Below are 19,955 nucleotides of genomic sequence, written 5' to 3' on the forward strand. Positions count from 1 at the left end.
CCCTCCACCACGGGAGGCCCATATGACGAAACGTGCAGGAATTCTGGTCGCAGTCGGTGCCACGGTCGCGGGTCTGGTGACCGCCGCGCCGTCCACCGCGACCGCCGGAACGGGGACGGGCGCACCGCGCGCCGTCGCACCGCTCAAGTGGACCGCATGCGGGACGGCGACGTATCCGACCCTGCAGTGCTCAACGGTCCGCACTCCGCTGGACCATGACCGTCCGTCGGGCAGAAGGGTCACCCTCGCGCTCTCCCGGATCCCGCACACGGCGAAGACGTCGCAGGGTCCGCTGCTGGTCAACCCCGGCGGCCCCGGCGGCAGCGGGCTCTCGATGGCGGGCTTCGTGGCGGGCTCGCTGCCCAAGAAACTCGCCGCCCAGTACGACGTGATCGGGTTCGACCCGCGCGGGGTCGGGAAGAGCACCCCCGCACTGAACTGTGTGCCGAAGCACTTCGCCCCGGTGCGCCCCGACACCGTGCCGGTCTCCTATGCGGCCGAGAAGGCCAACAGGGACCGGGCCGCGTCCTTCGCCACCGCCTGCGGCCAGAAGCACGGCGACCTGCTGCCCTTCATGGACACCGTCAGCACCGCGAAGGACCTCGACGTGATCCGCAGGGCCCTCGGCTCGCAGCAGATCAACTACTTCGGCTACTCCTACGGCACCTACCTCGGCGCGGTGTACGCGAAGCTGTTCCCGGAGCGCGTGCGCCGCCTGGTCCTCGACTCGATCGTCGACCCGGACGGCGTCTGGTACGAGGACAACCTCGCCCAGGACCACGCGTTCGACTCCCGCCACAAGGCATTCGCGGCCTGGGTCGCGAAGAACGACGCCACGTACGGGCTCGGCACCGACCCGGCGGGCGTCGAAGCCGCTTGGTACGACATGCGCGCCGCGGTGAAGGAGCACCCCGCGGGCGGCAAGGTCGGCCCCAGCGAGCTCGAGGACACCTTCCTGCCCGGCGGGTACTACGACGGCTACTGGCCCTCCCTGGCCCAGGCGTTCTCGGCGTACGTGAAGGACGAGGACCAGGAAGCGCTGGTCTCCGCGTACGAGAACTTCGCGGCCATGGACGCGAGCGGCGACAACGGCTACTCCGTGTACGCGGCCGTGCAGTGCCGCGACGCCGCCTGGCCCCGGACCTGGAGCACCTGGCGCAACGACACCTGGAAGGCCCACCGCAAGGCGCCCCTGATGTCATGGAACAACACCTGGTACAACGCCCCCTGTGCCACCTGGCCGGTGGAACCGCTGGAGCCGGTGCGGGTCACCAACCGCAGCATCCCGCCCGCGCTGCTCTTCCAGGCCACCGACGACGCCGCCACGCCCTACGAGGGCGGTGTCACCATGCACCGCAGGCTCAAGGGCTCCAGCCTGGTCGTCGAGGAGGGCGGCGGCAACCACGGCATCACCCTGAGCGGGAGCAAGTGCCTGGACGCGTACCTGGTGGACTACCTCACCGACGGCAGCCTCCCGCGTGCCGCCGGCAGCGGGGCCGACGCGGTCTGCGAGGCGCTGCCCGAGCCGAAACCGCCGAAGGCCACGAAGGCGGGGACGAGCACGAAGGGCAGCACGCTGCACGGGCTTCTCGGCTTCCGCGACTGAAGCCCGTCCGCGCAGCCGCCGGGAGCGTACGCCAGGACGGACCGAATGACGACACGGCCCACTCCCGCGTACGCCCCCGGCGTTCAGGTCGAGGACATGACGCTCGACGACTGTGCCGCCGTGGCGGAGATCCGGGTGCGCGGCCGGCAGACCGCGTACGCCGGAATGATCCCGCAGCCGTATCTGGACGCGATGGACATCGCGTCGGACGCCGAGCGCCGGCGCGCCTTCCTCACCCGGGTCCGGCCGTCGACGTCGTCTCCCGGACGGCACCGGACTCCACCGTGACCGGCTGGGCCTGTTACGGCCCGACCGTGACGGCACCGGCGGGGCCGGGCGCTGCGAGCTGTACGCGATCTACGTGCACCGGAACGGACCGGAGCGGGGGCAGGCCGCGCACTCCTGGCCGAGCTGACCACCCGTGCCGTGGCCGCCGGTTTCCACGAGATGGCCCTGTGGGTGCTGAAGGAGAACTGGCGCGCCCGCCGCTTCTACGAGCGGGCGGGTTTCCTGCCGGACGGCGCCGAGGAGCCCTTCGAGGTGGGCGGCGCCGTGGTGCCCGAGGTCCGGTACGTGCGGGCTCTCATGGGGCCGGCAGCCGCCTGAGCGCCTCCGCCGCGGCCCGGCCGAGGCGGGGGTGCGGCAGCGCCGCCTCCAGGACCGGCCTGGCCTCGCCGTCCCCCAGGGTCCCCAGCCCCTCCACGCAGGCGAGCGCGACGCGCCAGTGCGGTTCCTCCGGCGTCAGCAGCCGCCGCAGGGTATCGACCAGGGCGGGCACCGATTCCGGCGCGCGCAGGGCGGTCAGCAAGCGCACCGGGTGCATCGCGTAGGCGGTGCGCAGTGTGTTCGTGGCAAGTGCCGCGGCGGCCCTGGGTGTTCGGGGGTCGTCGAGGAGCAGCAGGGCATGGGCGGCCGACACGCAGCGCTCGGGGTCGCGGTGGTTGAGGAGGAGGATCAGCGCCTCGAAGGCCCGTCGGTCGCCCCGGCAGCCGAGCCGGAACGCCGCGATCTCGCGCGCCCACAGCGGGCGCGCGGGCTCGATGAGGACGCGGGCCAGCTCCTCGTCGTCGTCCGTGGCCAGGAGCCGTTGGCAGACCGCCGGTTCCTCGGCCTCGTCCCGCAGTCTGTCCGCCAGCGAGCGCAACTCCTCATCCATGACAGTCAGCTTATCGGCGCACACGCACCGTGTCGGCCCCAACTGTGTGCCAGCGCACATCCGTCCAGGGCTGGCGCGCTCATTACTTGCCGGTTAACCTCATGTGAGCGGGACACACACCCGCCGACTCGGGTGGCCTGGTGACGCAGCCACCCGGAGTGCTTGTCGGTTCGGCAGCTTTGAGAGACGCGACTCGGGACAGAGTCCGTCACCTTTTCCCCGGTCCTGTGCGTGCCCAGCACGCCCCGGGCCCTGAGCACCACGACACAACTCCCGCACGCAGAGCGCCGGTTCTCTTCGACCGCACGCGCCGCCCGTGCTCCTCTCAGTCGTCACTCACCCTGGAGTCCCGTGATGGACACCCCGCTCAGCACCATTGCCGTCGTCGGCCTCGGCACCATGGGAACCGGCATCGCCGAGGTCCTGGCCCGTGCGGGCCGCGAGGTCATCGGCATCGACATCAGCGAAGCCGTCGCCCGTCAGGCCGTCGCGTCCCTGGAGGCCTCCACCGCACGCGCCGTGCAGCGCGAGCGGATCACGGAGCAGGAGCGGCGCGACATCCTCGCCCGCTTCCGCACGTTCTCCGATCTGCAGGCCGCCGCGGACGCGGAGCTGGTCATCGAGGTCGTGCCCGAGTCCTACGAGATCAAGCAGCAGGTCTTCCGGGAGCTCGACGCCGTCGTCTCCCCCACCGCGATCCTGGCGACCGGCACGAACGCCCTGTCGGTGACGCGGCTGGCCGCCGAGTCGCAGCACCCCGAGCGCGTCCTGGGCCTGCACTTCTTCAACCCGGCGCCCGCGATGAAGCTCGTCGAGGTGGTCTCCTCCGTGCTGACCGCGCCGACGGCCGTGGACACCGTCACCCGGCTGGCACGCGAACTGGGCAAGGAGCCGGTCGCGGTCGGCGACCGGCCCGGATTCGTCGCGGACGGGCTGCTGTTCGGCTACCTGAACCAGGCCGCCTCCATGTACGAGGCGAACTACGCCTCCCGTGAGGACATCGACGCGGCGATGAAGCTGGGCTGCGGGCTGCCGATGGGCCCCCTCGCCCTGCTCGACCTGATCGGCATCGACACGGCCCGCACGGTTCTGGAGGCCATGTACTCGGCGTCCCACGACCGGCTGCACGCACCGGCTCCCGTGCTCGGGCAGCTCAGCGAGGCGGGCCTGACCGGCCGCAAGGCGGGCCGCGGCTTCTACACGTACGACGCCCCCGGCGGCCAGACCGTGGTGCCGGACGCCCGTACCCCCCTGGCCAGTGCGGGTTCGGTGGCCGGGCGCGAGGTGTCCTCGGTGGGTGTCGCCGGCTCCGGGACGATGGCCTCGGGCATCGCCGAGGTCTTCGCGAAGGCCGGGTACTCCGTGGTGCTCGCCGCGCGCAGCCAGGAGAAGGCGGACACGGCCAAGGCCCGGATCGCCAAGTCTCTGGACCGTTCGGTCTCCAAGGGACGGCTGACGGCCGAGGCGCGCGAGGAGACGCTCGCCCGGGTCACGCCGGCCGGGTCCCTGGACGCGTTCGCCGAGGTCGACCTCGCCGTCGAGGCGGTCGCCGAGGACCTGGACGTCAAGCAGCAGCTGTTCGCGACGCTCGACAAGGTCTGCAAGCCGGGTGCGGTGCTGGCCACGACGACCTCCTCCCTGCCGGTCGTGGCGATCGCGAAGGTCACCTCACGTCCCCAGGACGTCATCGGGATGCACTTCTTCAACCCGGCGCCCGCGATGAAGCTCGTCGAGGTGGTCCGCACGGTGCTGACCGCCGACGACGTGCACGCCACGGTGCGCGAGGTCTGCATGAAGGTGCGCAAGCACCCCGTCGACTGCGGGGACCGCGCGGGCTTCATCGTGAACGCGCTGCTGTTCCCGTACCTCAACAACGCGATCAAGATGGTCGAGGAGCACTACGCGACCCTCGACGACATCGACGCGGCGATGAAGCTGGGCGGCGGCTACCCGATGGGCCCGTTCGAGCTCCTGGACGTCGTCGGGCTCGATGTCTCGCTCGCCATCGAGAAGGTTCTGCACAGCGAGTTCCGCGATCCGGGCCTGGCCCCGGCGCCGCTGCTCGAGCATCTGGTGGCCGCGGGCTGCCTCGGCCGCAAGACGGGGCGCGGCTTCCGCGAATATGCCCGCCGCTGAGAGGGTCCGGCAGCGGGCAGCGCGGATGAAGGAGCGGGGCTGGGGTGCGTGCATCGCAAGGCGGAGGATTGAGCATGGCGGAGCCATGGTGATTGACGACAACCCTGCGAGGCGCGTGCCCCAGCCCCGCGACGCCGCGAAGCCCGCTGCCGGACCCTCTGAGGCGGGAGCCGGGTGGGGCGGGCTGCTCGGGCCCTCGGGCGACCCGCCCCCACGGGCGCACTCTCCTGCACGGATGAGTTACGTTCACACCATGTCGCAGCCTGCCAGGTCCACCCGTTCCGCCGCCGCGCCCGACGCCACGGAGAGTGCCGCAGGCACCCGCGCCGCTGCCCAACGGCTCAAAATGCGCCGCGAACTGGCCGCCGCGGCGATGGAGCTCTTCGCCACGAAGGGCTACGAGGCGACGACGGTCGACGAGATCGCGGGCGCTGCCGGGGTCGCCCGGCGTACGTTCTTCCGCCACTTCCGCTCCAAGGAAGAGGCCATCTTCCCGGACCACGACGACACCCTCGTCAGGGCCGAGGCCGTCCTCAATGCCGCTCCCGCGCACGAGCACCCGCTGGACACCGTGTGCCGCGGCATCAAGGAAGTCATGCGCATGTACGCGGCGAAGCCCGCGGTCTCGGTGGCGCGCTACAAACTGACCCGTGAGGTCCCCACGCTCCGGGAGGCCGAAATCGCCTCGGTGGCCCGCTACGAGCGGCTGTTCACCCGCTATCTGCTGGGCCACTTCGACGAGCGCGACCATCATGTGGGCAATGACGACCCGTTGCTGGCCGAGGTGGCCGCGTCCGCCGTGGTGACCGCGCACAACCATGTACTGCGGCGCTGGCTGCGGGCGGGCGGCCACGGCGATGTGGAGGCCCAGCTGGACCATGCCTTCGCCATCGTCCGGGACACGTTCGGGACGGGGATCGGCGCCGGACGGACCGCGGGGAGCGAGCCCGCGAAGACCCCGGTCGCCTCCGTGGCCACTGAGGGTGAGGTGCTGGTCGCGGTGGCGCGGACCGACGCACCGCTCGACGAGGTGATGCGCACGATCCAGCAGGCCCTCAAGGACCGCTGAGCGGGCGTTCAGCTCTCGGCGGGCTGTACGGCCTCCCCGGCATGCCAGGGCAGAGGAGCGCCGTACTCACTCCATGCGGTGAGTCCGGCCAGGTCGACGCACACGATGCCGCACTGCTCCGCGTACCGGCGAGCCGGTTCGGTGAATTCACCGGTGGTGACGACGACGGCCGTCCCGGCCTCGTGGACGGCGTAGCACGTACCGCCGAAGCGCTGGAGATCCTGCGAGCCGACCTTGTTCTCGGCCGTGTACCTCTTGCACTGGACGACCAGGCGGCGGCCGTCAGGCGTGGTACCCACGACATCGGCCCCCAGATCTCCGGCACCGCCGACTACTTCGGCGTCCGTGCACCCGTCCCGGCGGCAGAGGGCGGCGACGGCCTCCTCGAAGTCGTACGGGTCCATGCCCTCCCAGTCGACCGGCTCGGGGCGCAGCACAGGTTCGGGGCCGGCTACGGACCGATCCTCCAGCGCGGTGTCCACCACCTCGTACGCGGCGTCCAGAGCCGCCGACGCCGCCCTGGCGGCCACCCTGCGGTTGCGGCGGCGACGCAGGAGCGCCACCGCCCCGGAGACCACCGCGACCACCGAGAAGACGGCCGCCACCGGATGCCGAGGGGCGCTCTCCAGAGCCGTGCGGAGGGTCAGCCCGGCACCGCTGACGAGTACGGCGACAAGAAGGAAACCGAACGCCGTCCGGCGGACGTTGAATTCGGACCGGCGGTCTCTTCGGACGCGTCCGCCCACCTGTATCGGCATCGGGTGCCCCACCCCTGTTCGTCGTGACCGGATCAAGATCACTTCCATCTGCCCCCGCCCGCCCCGTTGACGCACCTGCCCGGGGAAACCCGATGGCCCGATGGCGCACCGCATGGTCGGATGCGCGGATGGATCCCCAGAGCACACTGGCCCTCTTCGACCACGAGATGCGTGAACACGCGCGCCCAGACGGCCCGGGCGTAAGGGTCGAACGCACAGGAGACCTCGTACGGCAGACCGGCGGCGCCGACGACTGGAACGGCGTCGTCTGGACCGCTCCGGATCTCGGTCCCGAACAGGCGGACGCGGCGATCGCGGCGCAGGTGGAGCACTACACCTCGCTCGGGCACGACGAGTTCGAATGGAAGCTGTACGCACACGACAGCCCCGCCGATCTGGGCGGACGCCTGGCCGCGGCCGGTTTCGAGGCCGAGCCGGCGGAGACGCTGCTGGTCGCCGAGGTGGCGGAGCTGCCCACGTCCGTGGAGCTCCCCGCAGGCGTCGAGCTGCGCACCGTGACCGACGCGGCCGGGGTGGAGCTGATGGTCCGGGCCCACGAACTGGCCTTCGGCACCGACGGCTCACGACTGCGTCACCAGACGCTGGCCAGGCTCTCCGAGGCCCCTGACACCTTCGCGGCCGTCCTGGCCGTGGCCGGCGGCGAGCCGGTGAGCTCTGCCCGTATGGAGCTGTATCCGGGCACCGGCTTCGCCGGCCTCTGGGGCGGCGGGACTGCCGCGCCCTGGCGGGGCAGGGGCATCTACCGGGCACTGATCGCCCACCGGGCCCGTATCGCCGCCGAGCGCGGCTACCGATATCTGCAGGTCGACGCGACCGACCAGTCGGCCCCGATCCTGCGCCGGCTCGGCTTCACGGCCCTGAGCACGACGACCCCGTACGTCTACCGCACCACGCCGTAACCGCACCATCTCCGGGAGCTGTCGGGCATAGCGCCCATCATGTTGCTCACGCGTGCCGTGCAGATGACAAGTGAGAGAAATTGTTGGCACTCGGTGCCTTGCCACCTGTCACGGAGTGCCATACGTTGAAGGTGTCCGGGCGGCCGGCGTGCAGAGACCTCTCGTACGTCGGCTGTCCCCGCAATCCACCGTGTCTGCGCGCCCGGACGCCTGCGTCACAGGCAACCCTTCTGCTCCACCGAGCAGGCCGAAGCACCACCCCGCCGAACCGACGGCACACCTCCACACCGCACCGCCCCCCCCTGTCCACAGGGGTCCCTCCAGCGTTCCCTCGGCGTTGGAGACCCGATCTGCCGGAGGCATCACCGTGAAGGAAATCCTGGACGCGATCCAATCGCAGGACAGCACCGCTGCGGATTTCGCGGCCCTGTCCATCCCCGAGTCGTACCGCGCGGTGACCGTGCACAAGGACGAGGCGGAGATGTTCGACGGGGTCGCCAGCCGCGACAAGGACCCGCGCAAGTCCCTCCACGTCGAGGACGTGCCGGTTCCCGAGCTCGGCCCGGGCGAGGCCCTCGTCGCGGTCATGGCCAGCTCCGTGAACTACAACTCCGTCTGGACCTCGATCTTCGAGCCGGTCTCGACCTTCGGCTTCCTGGAGAGGTACGGCAGGCTCAGCGACCTCAGCAAGCGCCACGACCTTCCGTACCACGTCATCGGCTCCGACCTCGCGGGCGTCGTGCTGCGCACCGGCCCCGGCGTCAACGCCTGGAAGCCCGGCGACGAGGTCGTCGCGCACTGCCTGTCCGTCGAGCTGGAGTCCTCCGACGGCCACAACGACACGATGCTCGACCCCGAGCAGCGCATCTGGGGCTTCGAGACGAACTTCGGCGGACTCGCCGAGATCGCGCTCGTGAAGTCCAACCAGCTGATGCCCAAGCCGGACCACCTCAGCTGGGAGGAGGCGGCGGCCCCCGGTCTCGTCAACTCGACGGCGTACCGCCAGCTCGTCTCGCGCAACGGCGCCGGCATGAAGCAGGGCGACAACGTGCTGATCTGGGGCGCGAGCGGCGGACTCGGCTCGTACGCCACGCAGTTCGCCCTGGCCGGCGGCGCCAACCCGATCTGTGTCGTCTCCAGCGACCAGAAGGCGGACATCTGCCGGAAGATGGGCGCGACCGCGATCATCGACCGCAACGCCGAGGGCTACAAGTTCTGGAAGGACGAGCACAACCAGGACCCGCGCGAGTGGAAGCGCTTCGGCAAGCGCATCCGTGAGCTGACCGGCGGCGAGGACGTGGACATCGTCTTCGAGCACCCGGGCCGCGAGACCTTCGGCGCGAGCGTGTACGTGACCCGCAAGGGCGGCACGATCGTCACCTGCGCCTCGACCTCGGGCTACAACCACGAGTACGACAACCGCTACCTGTGGATGTCCCTCAAGAGGATCGTGGGCTCGCACTTCGCCAACTACCGCGAGGCCTGGGAGGCCAACCGGCTGGTGGCCAAGGGCAAGATCCACCCGACGCTCTCCAAGGTCTACTCCCTCGAGGACACCGGCCAGGCCGCGTACGACGTGCACCGCAACCTCCACCAGGGCAAGGTCGGCGTCCTCGCGCTGGCGCCCCGCGAGGGCCTGGGCGTGCGCGACGAGGAGCTCCGCGAGCAGCACATCGACGCCATCAACCGCTTCCGCAACGTCTGAGGTTCATCGATGACCGAACGTCAGAAGGACCGCCCGTGGCTCATGCGGACGTACGCCGGTCACTCGACCGCCGAGGCGTCCAACGAGCTCTACCGGCGCAACCTCGCCAAGGGTCAGACGGGTCTGTCGGTCGCCTTCGATCTGCCGACGCAGACCGGGTACGACCCCGACCACATCCTCGCCCGCGGCGAGGTGGGCCGGGTGGGCGTGCCCGTCTCACACCTCGGTGACATGCGGCGTCTGTTCCAGGACATCCCCCTGGAACAGATGAACACCTCCATGACGATCAACGCCACCGCCATGTGGCTGCTGGCGCTCTACCAGGTGGTCGCGGAGGAGCAGGGCGCCGACCCCGACAAGCTCCAGGGCACGACGCAGAACGACATCGTCAAGGAGTACCTCTCGCGCGGGACGCACGTCTTCCCGCCGGCCCCCTCGCTGCGGCTGACCACCGACATGATCACGTACACGGTCAACCGCATCCCGAAGTGGAACCCGATCAACATCTGCAGCTACCACCTGCAGGAGGCGGGAGCCACTCCGGTCCAGGAGATCGCGTACGCCATGTCGACGGCCATCGCGGTCCTCGACGCGGTGCGCGACTCCGGACAGGTGCCCGAGGACACGTTCGGCGAAGTCGTCGCCCGTATCTCCTTCTTCGTGAACGCGGGTGTCCGCTTCATCGAGGAGATGTGCAAGATGCGCGCCTTCGGCCGTATCTGGGACCGGGTCACCCGCGAGCGGTACGGCATCGTGAACGCCAAGCAGCGGCGCTTCCGATACGGCGTGCAGGTCAACTCCCTCGGGCTGACCGAGGCGCAGCCGGAGAACAACGTGCAGCGCATCGTCCTGGAGATGCTCGCGGTGACGCTCTCCAAGGACGCCCGCGCCCGCGCCGTGCAGCTGCCCGCCTGGAACGAGGCACTGGGGCTGCCGCGCCCCTGGGACCAGCAGTGGTCGCTCCGCATCCAGCAGGTGCTCGCCCATGAGAGCGATCTGCTGGAGTACGAGGACATCTTCGCCGGGTCGCACGTCATCGAGGCCAAGGTGGACGAGCTGGTCACCGAGTCGCTCGCCGAGATCGACCGGATCCAGCAGATGGGCGGCGCGATGGCCGCCGTCGAGTCCGGCTACCTCAAGTCGGAGCTCGTCTCCTCGCACGCCGCGCGGCGGGCACGGATCGAGGGCGGCGACGAGAAGATCGTCGGCGTCAACATCTACGAGACGACGGAGCCGAACCCGCTGACCGCCGACCTGGACGCGGCGATCATGACGGTGGACCCCGCCAACGAGGCCCGGGTGGTCGCGGCGCTGCACGAGTGGCGCGACAACCGCGACGAGGCCCGTGCCTCCGAAGCGCTCGCCGCGCTCAAGAAGGCTGCGGCCGGCACCGAGAACATGATGGAAGCGACCGTGGAGTGCGCCCGCGCGGGTGTCACCACCGGCGAGTGGTCCTGGGCGCTGCGGGACGTCTTCGGCGAGTTCCGGGCCCCGACGGGCGTCTCGTCCGCGCCGGTCGCGGTGACCGCCGAGGCCGGCACCCCGCTCGCCCTGGTCCGTGAGAAGGTCGCGCGCACCGCCGACGACCTGGGCGCGGGCCGGCTGCGCCTGCTGGTGGGCAAGCCGGGCCTGGACGGACACTCCAACGGCGCCGAGCAGATCGCCGTACGGGCCCGCGACGCGGGCTTCGAGGTGGTCTACCAGGGCATCCGGCTCACGCCGGAGCAGATCGTCTCGGCCGCCGTCGCGGAGGACGTGCACTGCGTCGGCCTGTCGATCCTGTCCGGCTCGCACGCCGAGCTGGTGCCGGACGTACTGACGCGGCTCCGCGAGGCGGGCGCGACCGACATCCCGGTGATCGCGGGCGGCATCATTCCGCCCGCCGACGCCGCCGCACTGATCGGGGCCGGCGTCGCCGCCGTCTTCACCCCGAAGGACTTCGGTATCACGGAGATCATCGGCCGTATCGTCGACGAGATCCGGAAAGCCAACAAGCTCGACCCTCTGGAGGTCCCCGCATGACCACGCCCAGCCCGTCGCCCGCCACCACCCCGAATTCGGGCGGCTCCGGCGCGCATCCCTTGAATCGTCTGCGTCCGCGCCGCTCCTGCCTGGCCGTGCCGGGCTCGAACCCGCGGTTCCTGGAGAAGGCCCAGGGCCTTCCCGCCGACCAGGTCTTCCTGGACCTGGAGGACGCCTGCGCGCCGCTCGCCAAGGAAGGCGCCCGACACCACATCGTCGACGCGCTCAACAACGGCGACTGGACGGGCAAGACCCGGGTCGTGCGCGTCAACGACTGGACGACGCACTGGACGTACCGCGATGTCATCACGGTCGTCGAGGGCGCGGGCCCGAACCTCGACTGCATCATGCTGCCGAAGGTCCAGGACGCCCAGCAGGTCGTCGCGCTGGACCTGCTGCTGACCCAGATCGAGAAGACGATGGGCTTCGAGGTCGGGAAGATCGGCATCGAGGCGCAGATCGAGAACGCCAAGGGCCTGGTGAACATCGACGACATCGCCGCCGCCTCGCCCCGCCTGGAGACCCTGATCTTCGGCCCGGCCGACTTCATGGCCTCGATCAACATGAAGACCCTGGTCGTCGGCCAGCAGCCGCCCGGCTACCCGGCGGACGCGTACCACTACATCCTGATGCGCATCCTGATGGCGGCCCGTACGCACGACCTCCAGGCGATCGACGGCCCGTTCCTGCAGATCCGCGACGTGGACGCGTACCGCGAGGTCGCGGGCCGTGCCGCGGCGCTGGGCTTCGACGGCAAGTGGGTGCTGCACCCCGGTCAGGTCGACGCGGCCAACGAGGTCTTCTCGCCCTCGCAGGAGGACTACGACCACGCCGAGCTCATCCTCGACGCGTACGACTGGTGCACCTCGGAGGAGGGCGGCAAGAAGGGCTCGGCGATGCTCGGCGAGGAGATGATCGACGAGGCCAGCCGCAAGATGGCGCTGGTGATCGCGGGCAAGGGACGCGCCGCCGGCATGCAGCGCACCTCCAAGTTCGAAGCCCCGGAGGCCTGATCATGCAGTTCGGCCGCACATACGAGGAGTTCGAGGTCGGTGCTGTCTACAAGCACTGGCCCGGAAAGACGGTCACGGAATACGACGACCACCTCTTCTGTCTGCTGACCATGAATCACCACCCGCTGCACATGGACAGCAACTACGCCGAGAAGACGACGGATTTCGGAAAGAACGTCGTCGTCGGCAACTACGTCTACTCGCTGCTGCTCGGCATGTCGGTGCCGGACGTCTCCGGCAAGGCGATCGCCAACCTGGAGGTCGAGTCGCTGAAGCACGTCGCGCCGACCTTCCACGGCGACACGATCTACGGCGAGACGACCGTGCTCGACAAGACGCCGTCGAGGTCCAGGAGCGACCGCGGCATCGTCTACGTCGAGACGAAGGGCTACAAGCAGGACGGCACGCTGGTCTGCGTGTTCCGCCGCAAGGTGATGGTCCCCACCGAGACGTACATCAAGGAGCGGGGCGGCGAGCAGCCCGGCCGCCCGGAGCTGGTCCAGCCGCCGCAGAAGAACGTGGAGAAGTAGCCATGAGCCGACTCGCGCAGACCGCCGGTCTGACCGATATCCAGCAGGAAATCCTCTCCACGGTCCGGGATTTCGTCGACAAGGAGATCATTCCTGTCGCGACCCAGCTGGAGCACCGCGACGAGTACCCGACGGAGATCGTCGAAGGACTGAAGGAACTCGGCCTGTTCGGGCTGATGATTCCCGAGGAGTACGGCGGTCTGGGCGAGTCGCTGCTCACCTACGCGCTGTGTGTGGAGGAGATCGCCCGCGGCTGGATGAGTGTGTCGGGAATCATCAACACGCATTTCATCGTGGCGTACATGCTCAAGCAGCACGGCACACAGGAGCAGAAGGACACCTTCCTGCCGCGGATGGCACTGGGCGAGGTGCGGGGCGCCTTCTCGATGTCCGAGCCGGCACTGGGCTCCGATGTCTCCGCGATCACGTCCAAGGGCGTCAGGGACGGCGACGAGTACGTTCTCAACGGCCAGAAGATGTGGCTGACGAACGGCGGAACGTCCACTTTGGTGGCCGTCCTGTGCAAGAGTGACGAAGGACACCCCGAGGGCACCGCCCCCCACAAGTCGATGACGACCTTCCTGGTGGAGAAGGAGGCGGGCTTCGGTGAGGTCCGCCCCGGTCTCACCATCCCGGGGAAGATCGACAAGATGGGCTACAAGGGCGTCGACACGACCGAGCTCATCATGGACGGACTGCGCATTCCGGCCAATCGCGTGCTGGGTGGCACCACCGGCCGAGGTTTTTACCAAATGATGGACGGTGTCGAAGTCGGCCGCGTGAATGTCGCCGCGCGTGGCTGCGGTGTCGCACAGCGTGCATTCGAACTGGGCGTTTCGTACGCCCAGCAGCGGCACACCTTCGGAAAGCCGATCGCCCAGCACCAGGCGATCCAGTTCAAACTGGCTGAAATGGCTACCAAGGTCGAAGCAGCTCATGCGATGATGGTGAATGCAGCGCGCAAAAAGGACTCCGGGGAGCGAAACGACCTGGAGGCAGGGATGGCGAAGTACCTCGCATCCGAGTACTGCAAGGAAGTCGTCGAGGACGCCTTCCGTATCCACGGCGGCTACGGCTTCTCCAAGGAGTACGAGATCGAGCGCCTCTACCGTGAGGCACCGATGCTGCTGATCGGTGAAGGTACCGCCGAGATCCAGAAAATGATCATCGGTCGCCGGCTCCTCGAGGAGTACCGGTTCCAGGGCTGATTGTCCCCTTCGGGGCGATTTGGTGGCGAAGAACATCACACCGAGTCACCCTCGTCCGGAGCCTTTCAGCTGTCCGACTCGGCTGCTGGCTTGCCCAGTTGCCGCTCGCACCCGATAGCATCGCCGGAAAGCCGCCGTCCCCCCGTTGCCAGCGCGGCATCATCCGCTACGAAGGTCATCCATGCCCGACAGCCAAACCTCTGCACCACGCGGCGGGGTCCGCCTTGCGCGCGGAGCATCGCCGTGGCTCCTCCCGACCGTCGCCACCGCGGCACTCAGCCTCGCCCGGGCCCGCAGGTCCGGGCGCTGGGCCGCTGTGGCCGTGCCCACCACCGCGCTCGCGGCGGGCATGCTGTGGTTCTTCCGTGACCCCGAGCGCGAGATCACCCAGGGCCGCGTCATCTCGCCGGCCGACGGTGTGGTGCAGAGCATCATGCCGTGGAAGGACGGGCGCACCCGCGTCGCGATCTTCATGAGCCCGCTGAACGTCCACGTCAACCGGGCACCCCTGGCCGGCACCGTGACATCGGTCGAGCACATCCCGGGTGGGTTCGTCCCGGCGTTCAACAAGGAGAGCGAGAACAACGAGCGCGTTGTCTGGCACTTCGACACCGAGCTCGGCGACATCGAGATGGTGCAGATCGCGGGAGCGGTCGCCCGTCGCATCGTCCCCTACATCCCGCAGGGTACGAAGGTGGAGCAGGGCGAACGCATCGGTCTGATCCGGTTCGGCTCGCGCGTCGACATCTACCTTCCGGAAGGTATCGATGTCGCGGTCGAGGTCGGACAGGCCACCACCGCGGGGGTGACTCGCATTGACCGTGATTGATCCTGATACACAGGCCGGCTGGGTACCGGAGGCCGAAGAGGATGCCGACGCCGAGGACATGCCGCTCTCGATGCGGCTGTCGATTGCGGACACCCTCACTCTCGGTAACGCCACGTGCGGATTCATGGCGGTGTACTTCACCACCACGGGGATCCTCATCCCGCACCTCACCGGCAGCGACGAGACGGGCATGGCCCGTCACTCCGCCGCCACCGCGGTGATCCTCATGCTCATGGCCGCGGTGTTCGACCTCTTCGACGGGCTCGTGGCACGCAAGCTGCGTTCCTCGCCGATGGGCGCGGAGCTGGACAACCTCTCCGACCTGATCAGCTTCGGGCTCGCCCCGGCCTACTTCGTGCTCGTGTACGGGATGGTCGCGGACGACGCGCACCAGCGGGTGTCGGCACTCGCGGCGATCGTGGTGCTGCTGGCGGTGGTGCTCCGGCTTGCGAGATTCTCCTGCGTGACGCTGAAGGACGGCATGTTCCAGGGCATGCCGAGCCCCTTCGGAGCACTGACGGTCGTCTCGATCGTGCTCCTGGAGCTGCCCTTCGTGCCGACGCTGCTCGCGATCGTCGGAGTGGCGTGGCTGATGGTCAGCCGGGTCGAGTACCCGAAACCGCGGGGTGTCCTCGCGGTGGCGATGCTCGGCTGGATCGTGGCCGCGATGGGGCTGCTCGCCGCATGGGCGTTCGACGCCCCCGGCGGCCAGCTGCTCCTGCAGACCGGCTGCGCGCTTCAGGTCGTGCTGGGTGCGGTGATCCCGCTCTTCGCCACGGCGCGGCGGGTGAACACCTTCCGCGACAACCGGCGTGAGGCGCGGGCGGCCCAGCTCCCGTAACGCACGGCACAGACAGTCACGAGGGCCCGGATGCTCCCCGGCATCCGGGCCCTCGTGCGTCCCGGTACACCGCGATGTCCTCAGGACCCAGTGGGCGTATTGTCCATATATGCCGCATTCGGTAATGGGCGCCCCGCCGCTCGTCACGGTGAGGGGTTGAAGCGTGCAGGACCAAGCCGCCTCCGTCGCCGCCACGGGGGCCTGGACGGAGCTGCTGGACGGCCCCGTGGCCCGTGTCGTCCAGGAGGCCGACGCGTCCGTGGCCATGCTGTACCTGCTGCCGAGGAACGAGACCACGCTGCGCCTGACGGTGCTGGCCGGAGCGCCGGGCCAGCTGGCCATTCCCTGGAACCGGGTGACGCTGTCCGCACCGATGCCGGTGTCCGACGCCATGCGCCACCGGTGTCTGATCTGGCTCGGCAGCCAGGAGGAACTGGCGCGCCGCTATCCGCGCCCCGCACTGGTGCTGCCCTACAGGTTCTCCCTGGCCGCCGCACCGATCCGTACGGGAGACACCGACTGGGGCGGGCTGGTCCTGCTGTGGCCCGGCTCGCACCCTCCTCAGCTGGCGCCCCAGGAGCGTGATGCCGTGGTCCGCGGCTGCCGCAACATCGGCATGCTCATGCAGCAGTCCGAGAGCAGCGGCTACCCCGTGCTGCCGGGGACCCAGCCACGTGTGCTGCCCCCGCCCGAGCCGCCTGTCCCGGATCCGGCCGAAGGCACGGCAGCGATGGAGTTCGTGCGGCGGCTGCCCGGGGGGAGCTGCGCGCTCAGGATGGACGGGACCGTCGGTTTCCTCACCCCCGCGGCTGCGGAACTGCTCGGGGCCCGCCCTGAGGACGTCCTGGGCACCCTGCCGTGGGTGTCGCTCCCCTGGATGGACAATCCCGCCGTCGAGGACCACTACCGGGCCGCGGTCATCAGCCGCCAGCAGACGTCCTTCACCGCTCTGCGCCCACCGGACCGGTGGCTGTCCTTCCACCTCTTCCCGAACGCCACGGGCATCAGCGTCCGGATCCTTCCCGCCGTCAAACCCGAGTCGGCGGACTCCCCGCTGCCGCAGGCCGCGCCGACGCCCACGACGCCCAGCCGGGCCACCGCCCTCTACCACCTGATGCACCTCGCCGCGACCCTCACCGAGGCCGTCGGTACCCGGGACGTGATCGAGCTGGCCGGTGACCAGCTCATGCCCGCCTTCCGGATCCACTCCCTCGTCGTGCTGACATCGGACCAGGGACGGCTGCGGATCGAGGGCGGCCGCGGCAGTCATGCCGCGCTCGTCGACGGCTTCGACGGTGTGGCGCTGTCCGCGGACAACCCCGCCGCGCACGTGCTGACCACGGGCGTCCCCGCCTTCTTCGCCACCGCGGGAGAGCTGGAGCGCGCCTACCCCGCACTCGTCCTCCGGGAGACGGTCGCCGCCTGCTCCTTTCTCCCCCTGGTCGTCTCCGGGCACCCCACCGGCTCTCTGGTGCTCTCCTACGACCGTCCCCACGACTTCCCGCCCGAGGAACGTGCCCTGCTCACGTCCATCGCCGGTCTGCTCGCCCAGGCGCTCGACCGCGCACGCCTCTACGACACCAAGGACAGGCTCGCGCACAGCCTGCAGGCGCACCTGCTCCCCCACACCCTGCCCCGCATCCCCGGACTGGACGTCGCGGCCCGCTACCTCCCGGCCGCCCGTGGCACGGGCATCGGCGGGGACTTCTACGACCTGATCCGGCTGGACGACACGACGGCCGCGGCAGCCATCGGCGACGTCCAGGGCCACAACGTGAACGCCGCCGCTCTCATGGGCCAGGTCCGTACGGCCGTGCACGCCTCCGCCGGAGCGCCGCCCGACGAAGTGCTCGCCCGCACCAACCGGCTGCTCACCGATCTCGACCCCGGCCTGTTCACCAGCTGTCTGTACGTCCATCTCGACCTCGCCGGGCACCGTGCGGTCCTGGCCACCGCCGGCCACCCCGCACCGCTCCTGAGGCAGCCGGACGGACAGACCGAGGTGCTCGATCTGCCGCCCGGCCTCCTGCTGGGCATCGATCCGGCGTCCCGGTACCCGACGGCCGAGATCCCGCTGCCGCCGGGTGCGACGCTCGCCCTGTTCACGGACGGCCTCGTGGAGGCTCCGGGGGTGGACTTCGAGGACGCGACGGCCGAGCTGGCCGAACACTTCGCGCTGGCCCTCGACCAGGACATGGACGACGTGGCCGACACGCTCGTGCGGTACGCGGAGCGGTACACACCCGGCACCGACGACATCGCCCTGCTCCTCATCAACGCTCTGGGGACGGACGCCCCACCGCGGCCGGAGCGGTGAGGCTCGGATTCTTGAGGCGCCCGGGGCATCCGGCGGCTTCCGGAGCGGCGGCCTGCCACTACCGGAGGACGGATGCGCCGTGGGTGTCCCGGGGTGCCGAGGCGGTGGGGTTTCATCGGCACCCCAGGACGGTCAACGGGTTGTGCTGTGTGCGCTGTTCGGGATTCAGCCGCCGTACAGGTCGCCCAGGCTGATACCGGTGGTGGCGGTCGCGCCGCCGAGCCTCACCTGGTGGTCGAGGCTGACGAACTTGCCGCCCGACTGCCAGAGCGCCGGCTTGAGCAGGGCGTACTTGGCTTCGTCCCACGTCGTCCAGTCGTGGTTCAGCAGCCCGCCGGTGTCACCGGAGTTGGGGTTGATGCACCAGAAGGTCTGGTGGATCCCGTTCTCGACGATGAGGTCGCGCAGCGCCGTCATCCACTTCTGGTTCGGGCCGTTGTCGAGGAAGCCGCCCCATTCGCCGATGAGCAGGGGTGCGGTACCGGTCTTGTGCACGAAGAGCCAGTTCGGGTCCCAGACGTCGCGCTCCAGTGTGGTGCGGCTCCACTCGCCCTGGAACCAGGGCTGTTGGTAGACCAGCGGCCCGTAGTCGTGGGGCGAGTAGACCAGCTGGTCCTGCTGGGCACCCAGGTCGACCGGGTGGTCCTCGACGCCCCGCAGGTTCCCGCCCCACCACATGTTGTGGTAGTCCGTCGCGGTGGTGGAGGACCAGTTCGCGCCGTCCTTGGGGTAGATCTCGATGCCCTCGCACAGGACGAGGACATCGGGGTTGATCGCGAGGATGCGCCTGCCCGTGGTCTCACAGGTGTACTTGAAGTTGTCCTGGTCGGTGGAGCTGTCCCACTTCGCCCGCGGGCTGTCGGACTGCTTGCCGTGCGGCTCGTTCTTGATGTCCATCGCGACGAGGGTGTCGTTGGTCCGGTATCGGGCGGTCACCCACTCCCAGGCTGTGGAGAACTGCTCGGTGGTGATCGCCCCCTTCCACCACACGGGGTACACATGGCCGGAGTTGTCGGCCTCCGCGCTGTGCACGTCGAGCATCACCTTGATGCCGTACTTCTCGGACACCGCGAGGAAGGCGTCGAACACCTGGAGTGTCGTCCTGTCCTTGAGCTCGGGGTTCGCCCATGTGTTGACCGCGCTGGAGACCGCGGCCCGGCCGTCCTTCCACTCCAGCAGGAGCTGGGTGGAGATCGGTACGCGGACGATGTTGATGCCCCGTTCCGCCATCTGCCGGGTGACCGTCTCCAGATTCGCGGACCACAGTCCGTGGAAGACGCGTTCGTTGGCGTTGAAGCCGAACCAGTTGGCTCCGGTCAGCCAGACCCGGTTGCCCTGCTCGTCGACGATCCGGTTGCCCTCGGTGTGCAGCCAGTCCTTGCCGGTTCCGGCAGCGGCCTTCGTCTGCGCGGCGGGGACCGCCGCGGTCGCCGACGGTGAGCCGGTCGCCGCCTGCGCGTCAACCGGGCCCGACAGCGTCATCAGCACGGCTGTCGCCGTGACGGCCGCGGCAACCGCCGCACCCAGGCGCTTTCTCATCGATAACTTCATCCGTCGTTGCCTTTCATGGGGTAAGGCAGGCAATGGATCATGGGAGCGCTCCCATTCATCGCTCACATGAAGCCAGCGCGGCGGATGCGCTGTCAATGGGCATGTCAACCTTCACTTGTTGAAGGCGGCGGACAGGGTGCCCGAGGGTCGAGCGCAAGCAACACCCGACCCGCACGCCCCGACAGCCCCCGCCGCACCTGGGCCACACCTCCGGACGATCGGTGCACACGGGGTGTGCGCCCTGGACGGAGCTCAGTATTCACGCATCCGAGTCATTAATTTGAGTTCTGAACA

General features: G+C 69.4%; 15 protein-coding genes and 1 pseudogene. 13 read left to right on the forward strand and 3 right to left on the reverse strand.

What is annotated here, in order from left to right:
* The first annotated feature begins 22 nt into the window (after positions 1–22).
* The gene (locus OG844_RS15860) at positions 23–1,606 is read left to right on the forward strand and encodes an alpha/beta hydrolase (protein ID WP_406390838.1); all 1,584 of its coding nucleotides are present in this window, start codon (positions 23–25) and stop codon (positions 1,604–1,606) included.
* A gap of 45 nt (positions 1,607–1,651) precedes the next feature.
* Positions 1,652–2,212: pseudogene (locus OG844_RS15865) on the forward strand (GNAT family N-acetyltransferase).
* Here OG844_RS15865 and OG844_RS15870 read toward each other — a convergent pair.
* Positions 2,190–2,762 (reverse strand): adenylosuccinate lyase, encoded by a 573-nt coding sequence (locus OG844_RS15870; RefSeq protein ID WP_406390839.1) that lies wholly within the window; start codon positions 2,760–2,762, stop codon positions 2,190–2,192. The pseudogene OG844_RS15865 and the gene OG844_RS15870 overlap by 23 nt on opposite strands.
* Before the next feature lie 354 nt (positions 2,763–3,116).
* On the opposite strand from OG844_RS15870, the gene OG844_RS15875 reads away from it, so the two are divergent.
* Together OG844_RS15875 and OG844_RS15880 are read left to right on the forward strand one after the other, a co-directional pair.
* Entirely contained in the window at positions 3,117–4,898 is a 1,782-nt protein-coding gene (locus OG844_RS15875) for a 3-hydroxyacyl-CoA dehydrogenase family protein (protein WP_406390841.1), read from the forward strand.
* 253 nt (positions 4,899–5,151) lie between these two features.
* A complete protein-coding gene (locus tag OG844_RS15880) occupies positions 5,152–5,967 on the forward strand; it encodes a TetR family transcriptional regulator (protein ID WP_356427789.1) in 816 nt (271 codons plus the stop codon).
* Between the two features lie 8 nt (positions 5,968–5,975).
* On the opposite strand, the gene OG844_RS15885 is transcribed toward OG844_RS15880, so the two are convergent.
* A complete protein-coding gene (locus OG844_RS15885) occupies positions 5,976–6,725 on the reverse strand; it encodes a restriction endonuclease (RefSeq protein ID WP_406390842.1) in 750 nt (249 codons plus the stop codon).
* A gap of 128 nt (positions 6,726–6,853) precedes the next feature.
* On the opposite strand from OG844_RS15885, the gene OG844_RS15890 reads away from it, so the two are divergent.
* From OG844_RS15890 to OG844_RS15930, 9 genes are all read left to right on the forward strand, one after another.
* Positions 6,854–7,645 (forward strand): GNAT family N-acetyltransferase, encoded by a 792-nt coding sequence (locus tag OG844_RS15890; RefSeq protein WP_406390843.1) that lies wholly within the window; start codon positions 6,854–6,856, stop codon positions 7,643–7,645.
* A gap of 367 nt (positions 7,646–8,012) precedes the next feature.
* Entirely contained in the window at positions 8,013–9,350 is a 1,338-nt protein-coding gene (ccrA, locus tag OG844_RS15895; RefSeq protein ID WP_406390845.1) for a crotonyl-CoA carboxylase/reductase, read from the forward strand.
* A 9-nt stretch (positions 9,351–9,359) separates the two neighbouring features.
* Positions 9,360–11,372, forward strand: coding sequence for a protein meaA (locus tag OG844_RS15900; RefSeq protein ID WP_406390847.1), 2,013 nt, complete (start codon positions 9,360–9,362; stop codon positions 11,370–11,372).
* Positions 11,369–12,385, forward strand: coding sequence for an HpcH/HpaI aldolase/citrate lyase family protein (locus tag OG844_RS15905; protein ID WP_406390849.1), 1,017 nt, complete (start codon positions 11,369–11,371; stop codon positions 12,383–12,385). The genes OG844_RS15900 and OG844_RS15905 overlap by 4 nt, the downstream gene beginning before the upstream one ends.
* Before the next feature lie 2 nt (positions 12,386–12,387).
* Positions 12,388–12,915 carry a MaoC family dehydratase gene (locus tag OG844_RS15910; protein WP_406390851.1) on the forward strand — a complete coding sequence of 176 codons (528 nt, stop codon included), beginning with the start codon at positions 12,388–12,390 and terminating at the stop codon, positions 12,913–12,915.
* A 2-nt stretch (positions 12,916–12,917) separates the two neighbouring features.
* Positions 12,918–14,123 carry an acyl-CoA dehydrogenase family protein gene (locus OG844_RS15915; RefSeq protein ID WP_329205845.1) on the forward strand — a complete coding sequence of 402 codons (1,206 nt, stop codon included), beginning with the start codon at positions 12,918–12,920 and terminating at the stop codon, positions 14,121–14,123.
* 181 nt (positions 14,124–14,304) lie between these two features.
* A complete protein-coding gene (locus tag OG844_RS15920; protein ID WP_406390854.1) occupies positions 14,305–14,952 on the forward strand; it encodes a phosphatidylserine decarboxylase in 648 nt (215 codons plus the stop codon).
* Positions 14,939–15,793 (forward strand): CDP-diacylglycerol--serine O-phosphatidyltransferase, encoded by an 855-nt coding sequence (gene pssA / locus OG844_RS15925; protein ID WP_329205848.1) that lies wholly within the window; start codon positions 14,939–14,941, stop codon positions 15,791–15,793. The genes OG844_RS15920 and pssA overlap by 14 nt, the downstream gene beginning before the upstream one ends.
* Positions 15,794–15,956: 163 nt before the next feature.
* On the forward strand, positions 15,957–18,110 hold the full coding sequence (locus OG844_RS15930) for a SpoIIE family protein phosphatase (RefSeq protein WP_406390855.1): 2,154 nt from the start codon (positions 15,957–15,959) through the stop codon (positions 18,108–18,110).
* Between the two features lie 165 nt (positions 18,111–18,275).
* Here the strand turns inward: OG844_RS15930 and OG844_RS15935 are convergent, their stop codons facing one another.
* Positions 18,276–19,649 carry a glycoside hydrolase family 5 protein gene (locus tag OG844_RS15935; RefSeq protein ID WP_406390857.1) on the reverse strand — a complete coding sequence of 458 codons (1,374 nt, stop codon included), beginning with the start codon at positions 19,647–19,649 and terminating at the stop codon, positions 18,276–18,278.
* Between the last annotated feature and the right edge of the window lie 306 nt (positions 19,650–19,955).

This window comes from Streptomyces sp. NBC_00887 (assembly GCF_045207585.1).

What these genes read in the sequence shown, in the direction of transcription:
- OG844_RS15900 (WP_406390847.1), top strand. Translation starts at nt 9,360, where the DNA reads ATGACCGAACGTCAGAAGGACCGCCCGTGGCTCATGCGGACGTACGCC.
- OG844_RS15875 (WP_406390841.1), top strand. Translation starts at nt 3,117, where the DNA reads ATGGACACCCCGCTCAGCACCATTGCCGTCGTCGGCCTCGGCACCATG.
- OG844_RS15870 (WP_406390839.1), bottom strand. Translation starts at nt 2,762, where the DNA reads ATGGATGAGGAGTTGCGCTCGCTGGCGGACAGACTGCGGGACGAGGCC.
- OG844_RS15920 (WP_406390854.1), top strand. Translation starts at nt 14,305, where the DNA reads ATGCCCGACAGCCAAACCTCTGCACCACGCGGCGGGGTCCGCCTTGCG.
- OG844_RS15860 (WP_406390838.1), top strand. Translation starts at nt 23, where the DNA reads ATGACGAAACGTGCAGGAATTCTGGTCGCAGTCGGTGCCACGGTCGCG.
- OG844_RS15880 (WP_356427789.1), top strand. Translation starts at nt 5,152, where the DNA reads ATGTCGCAGCCTGCCAGGTCCACCCGTTCCGCCGCCGCGCCCGACGCC.
- OG844_RS15910 (WP_406390851.1), top strand. Translation starts at nt 12,388, where the DNA reads ATGCAGTTCGGCCGCACATACGAGGAGTTCGAGGTCGGTGCTGTCTAC.
- OG844_RS15935 (WP_406390857.1), bottom strand. Translation starts at nt 19,649, where the DNA reads ATGAGAAAGCGCCTGGGTGCGGCGGTTGCCGCGGCCGTCACGGCGACA.
- OG844_RS15885 (WP_406390842.1), bottom strand. Translation starts at nt 6,725, where the DNA reads ATGCCGATACAGGTGGGCGGACGCGTCCGAAGAGACCGCCGGTCCGAA.
- OG844_RS15905 (WP_406390849.1), top strand. Translation starts at nt 11,369, where the DNA reads ATGACCACGCCCAGCCCGTCGCCCGCCACCACCCCGAATTCGGGCGGC.
- OG844_RS15915 (WP_329205845.1), top strand. Translation starts at nt 12,918, where the DNA reads ATGAGCCGACTCGCGCAGACCGCCGGTCTGACCGATATCCAGCAGGAA.
- OG844_RS15890 (WP_406390843.1), top strand. Translation starts at nt 6,854, where the DNA reads ATGGATCCCCAGAGCACACTGGCCCTCTTCGACCACGAGATGCGTGAA.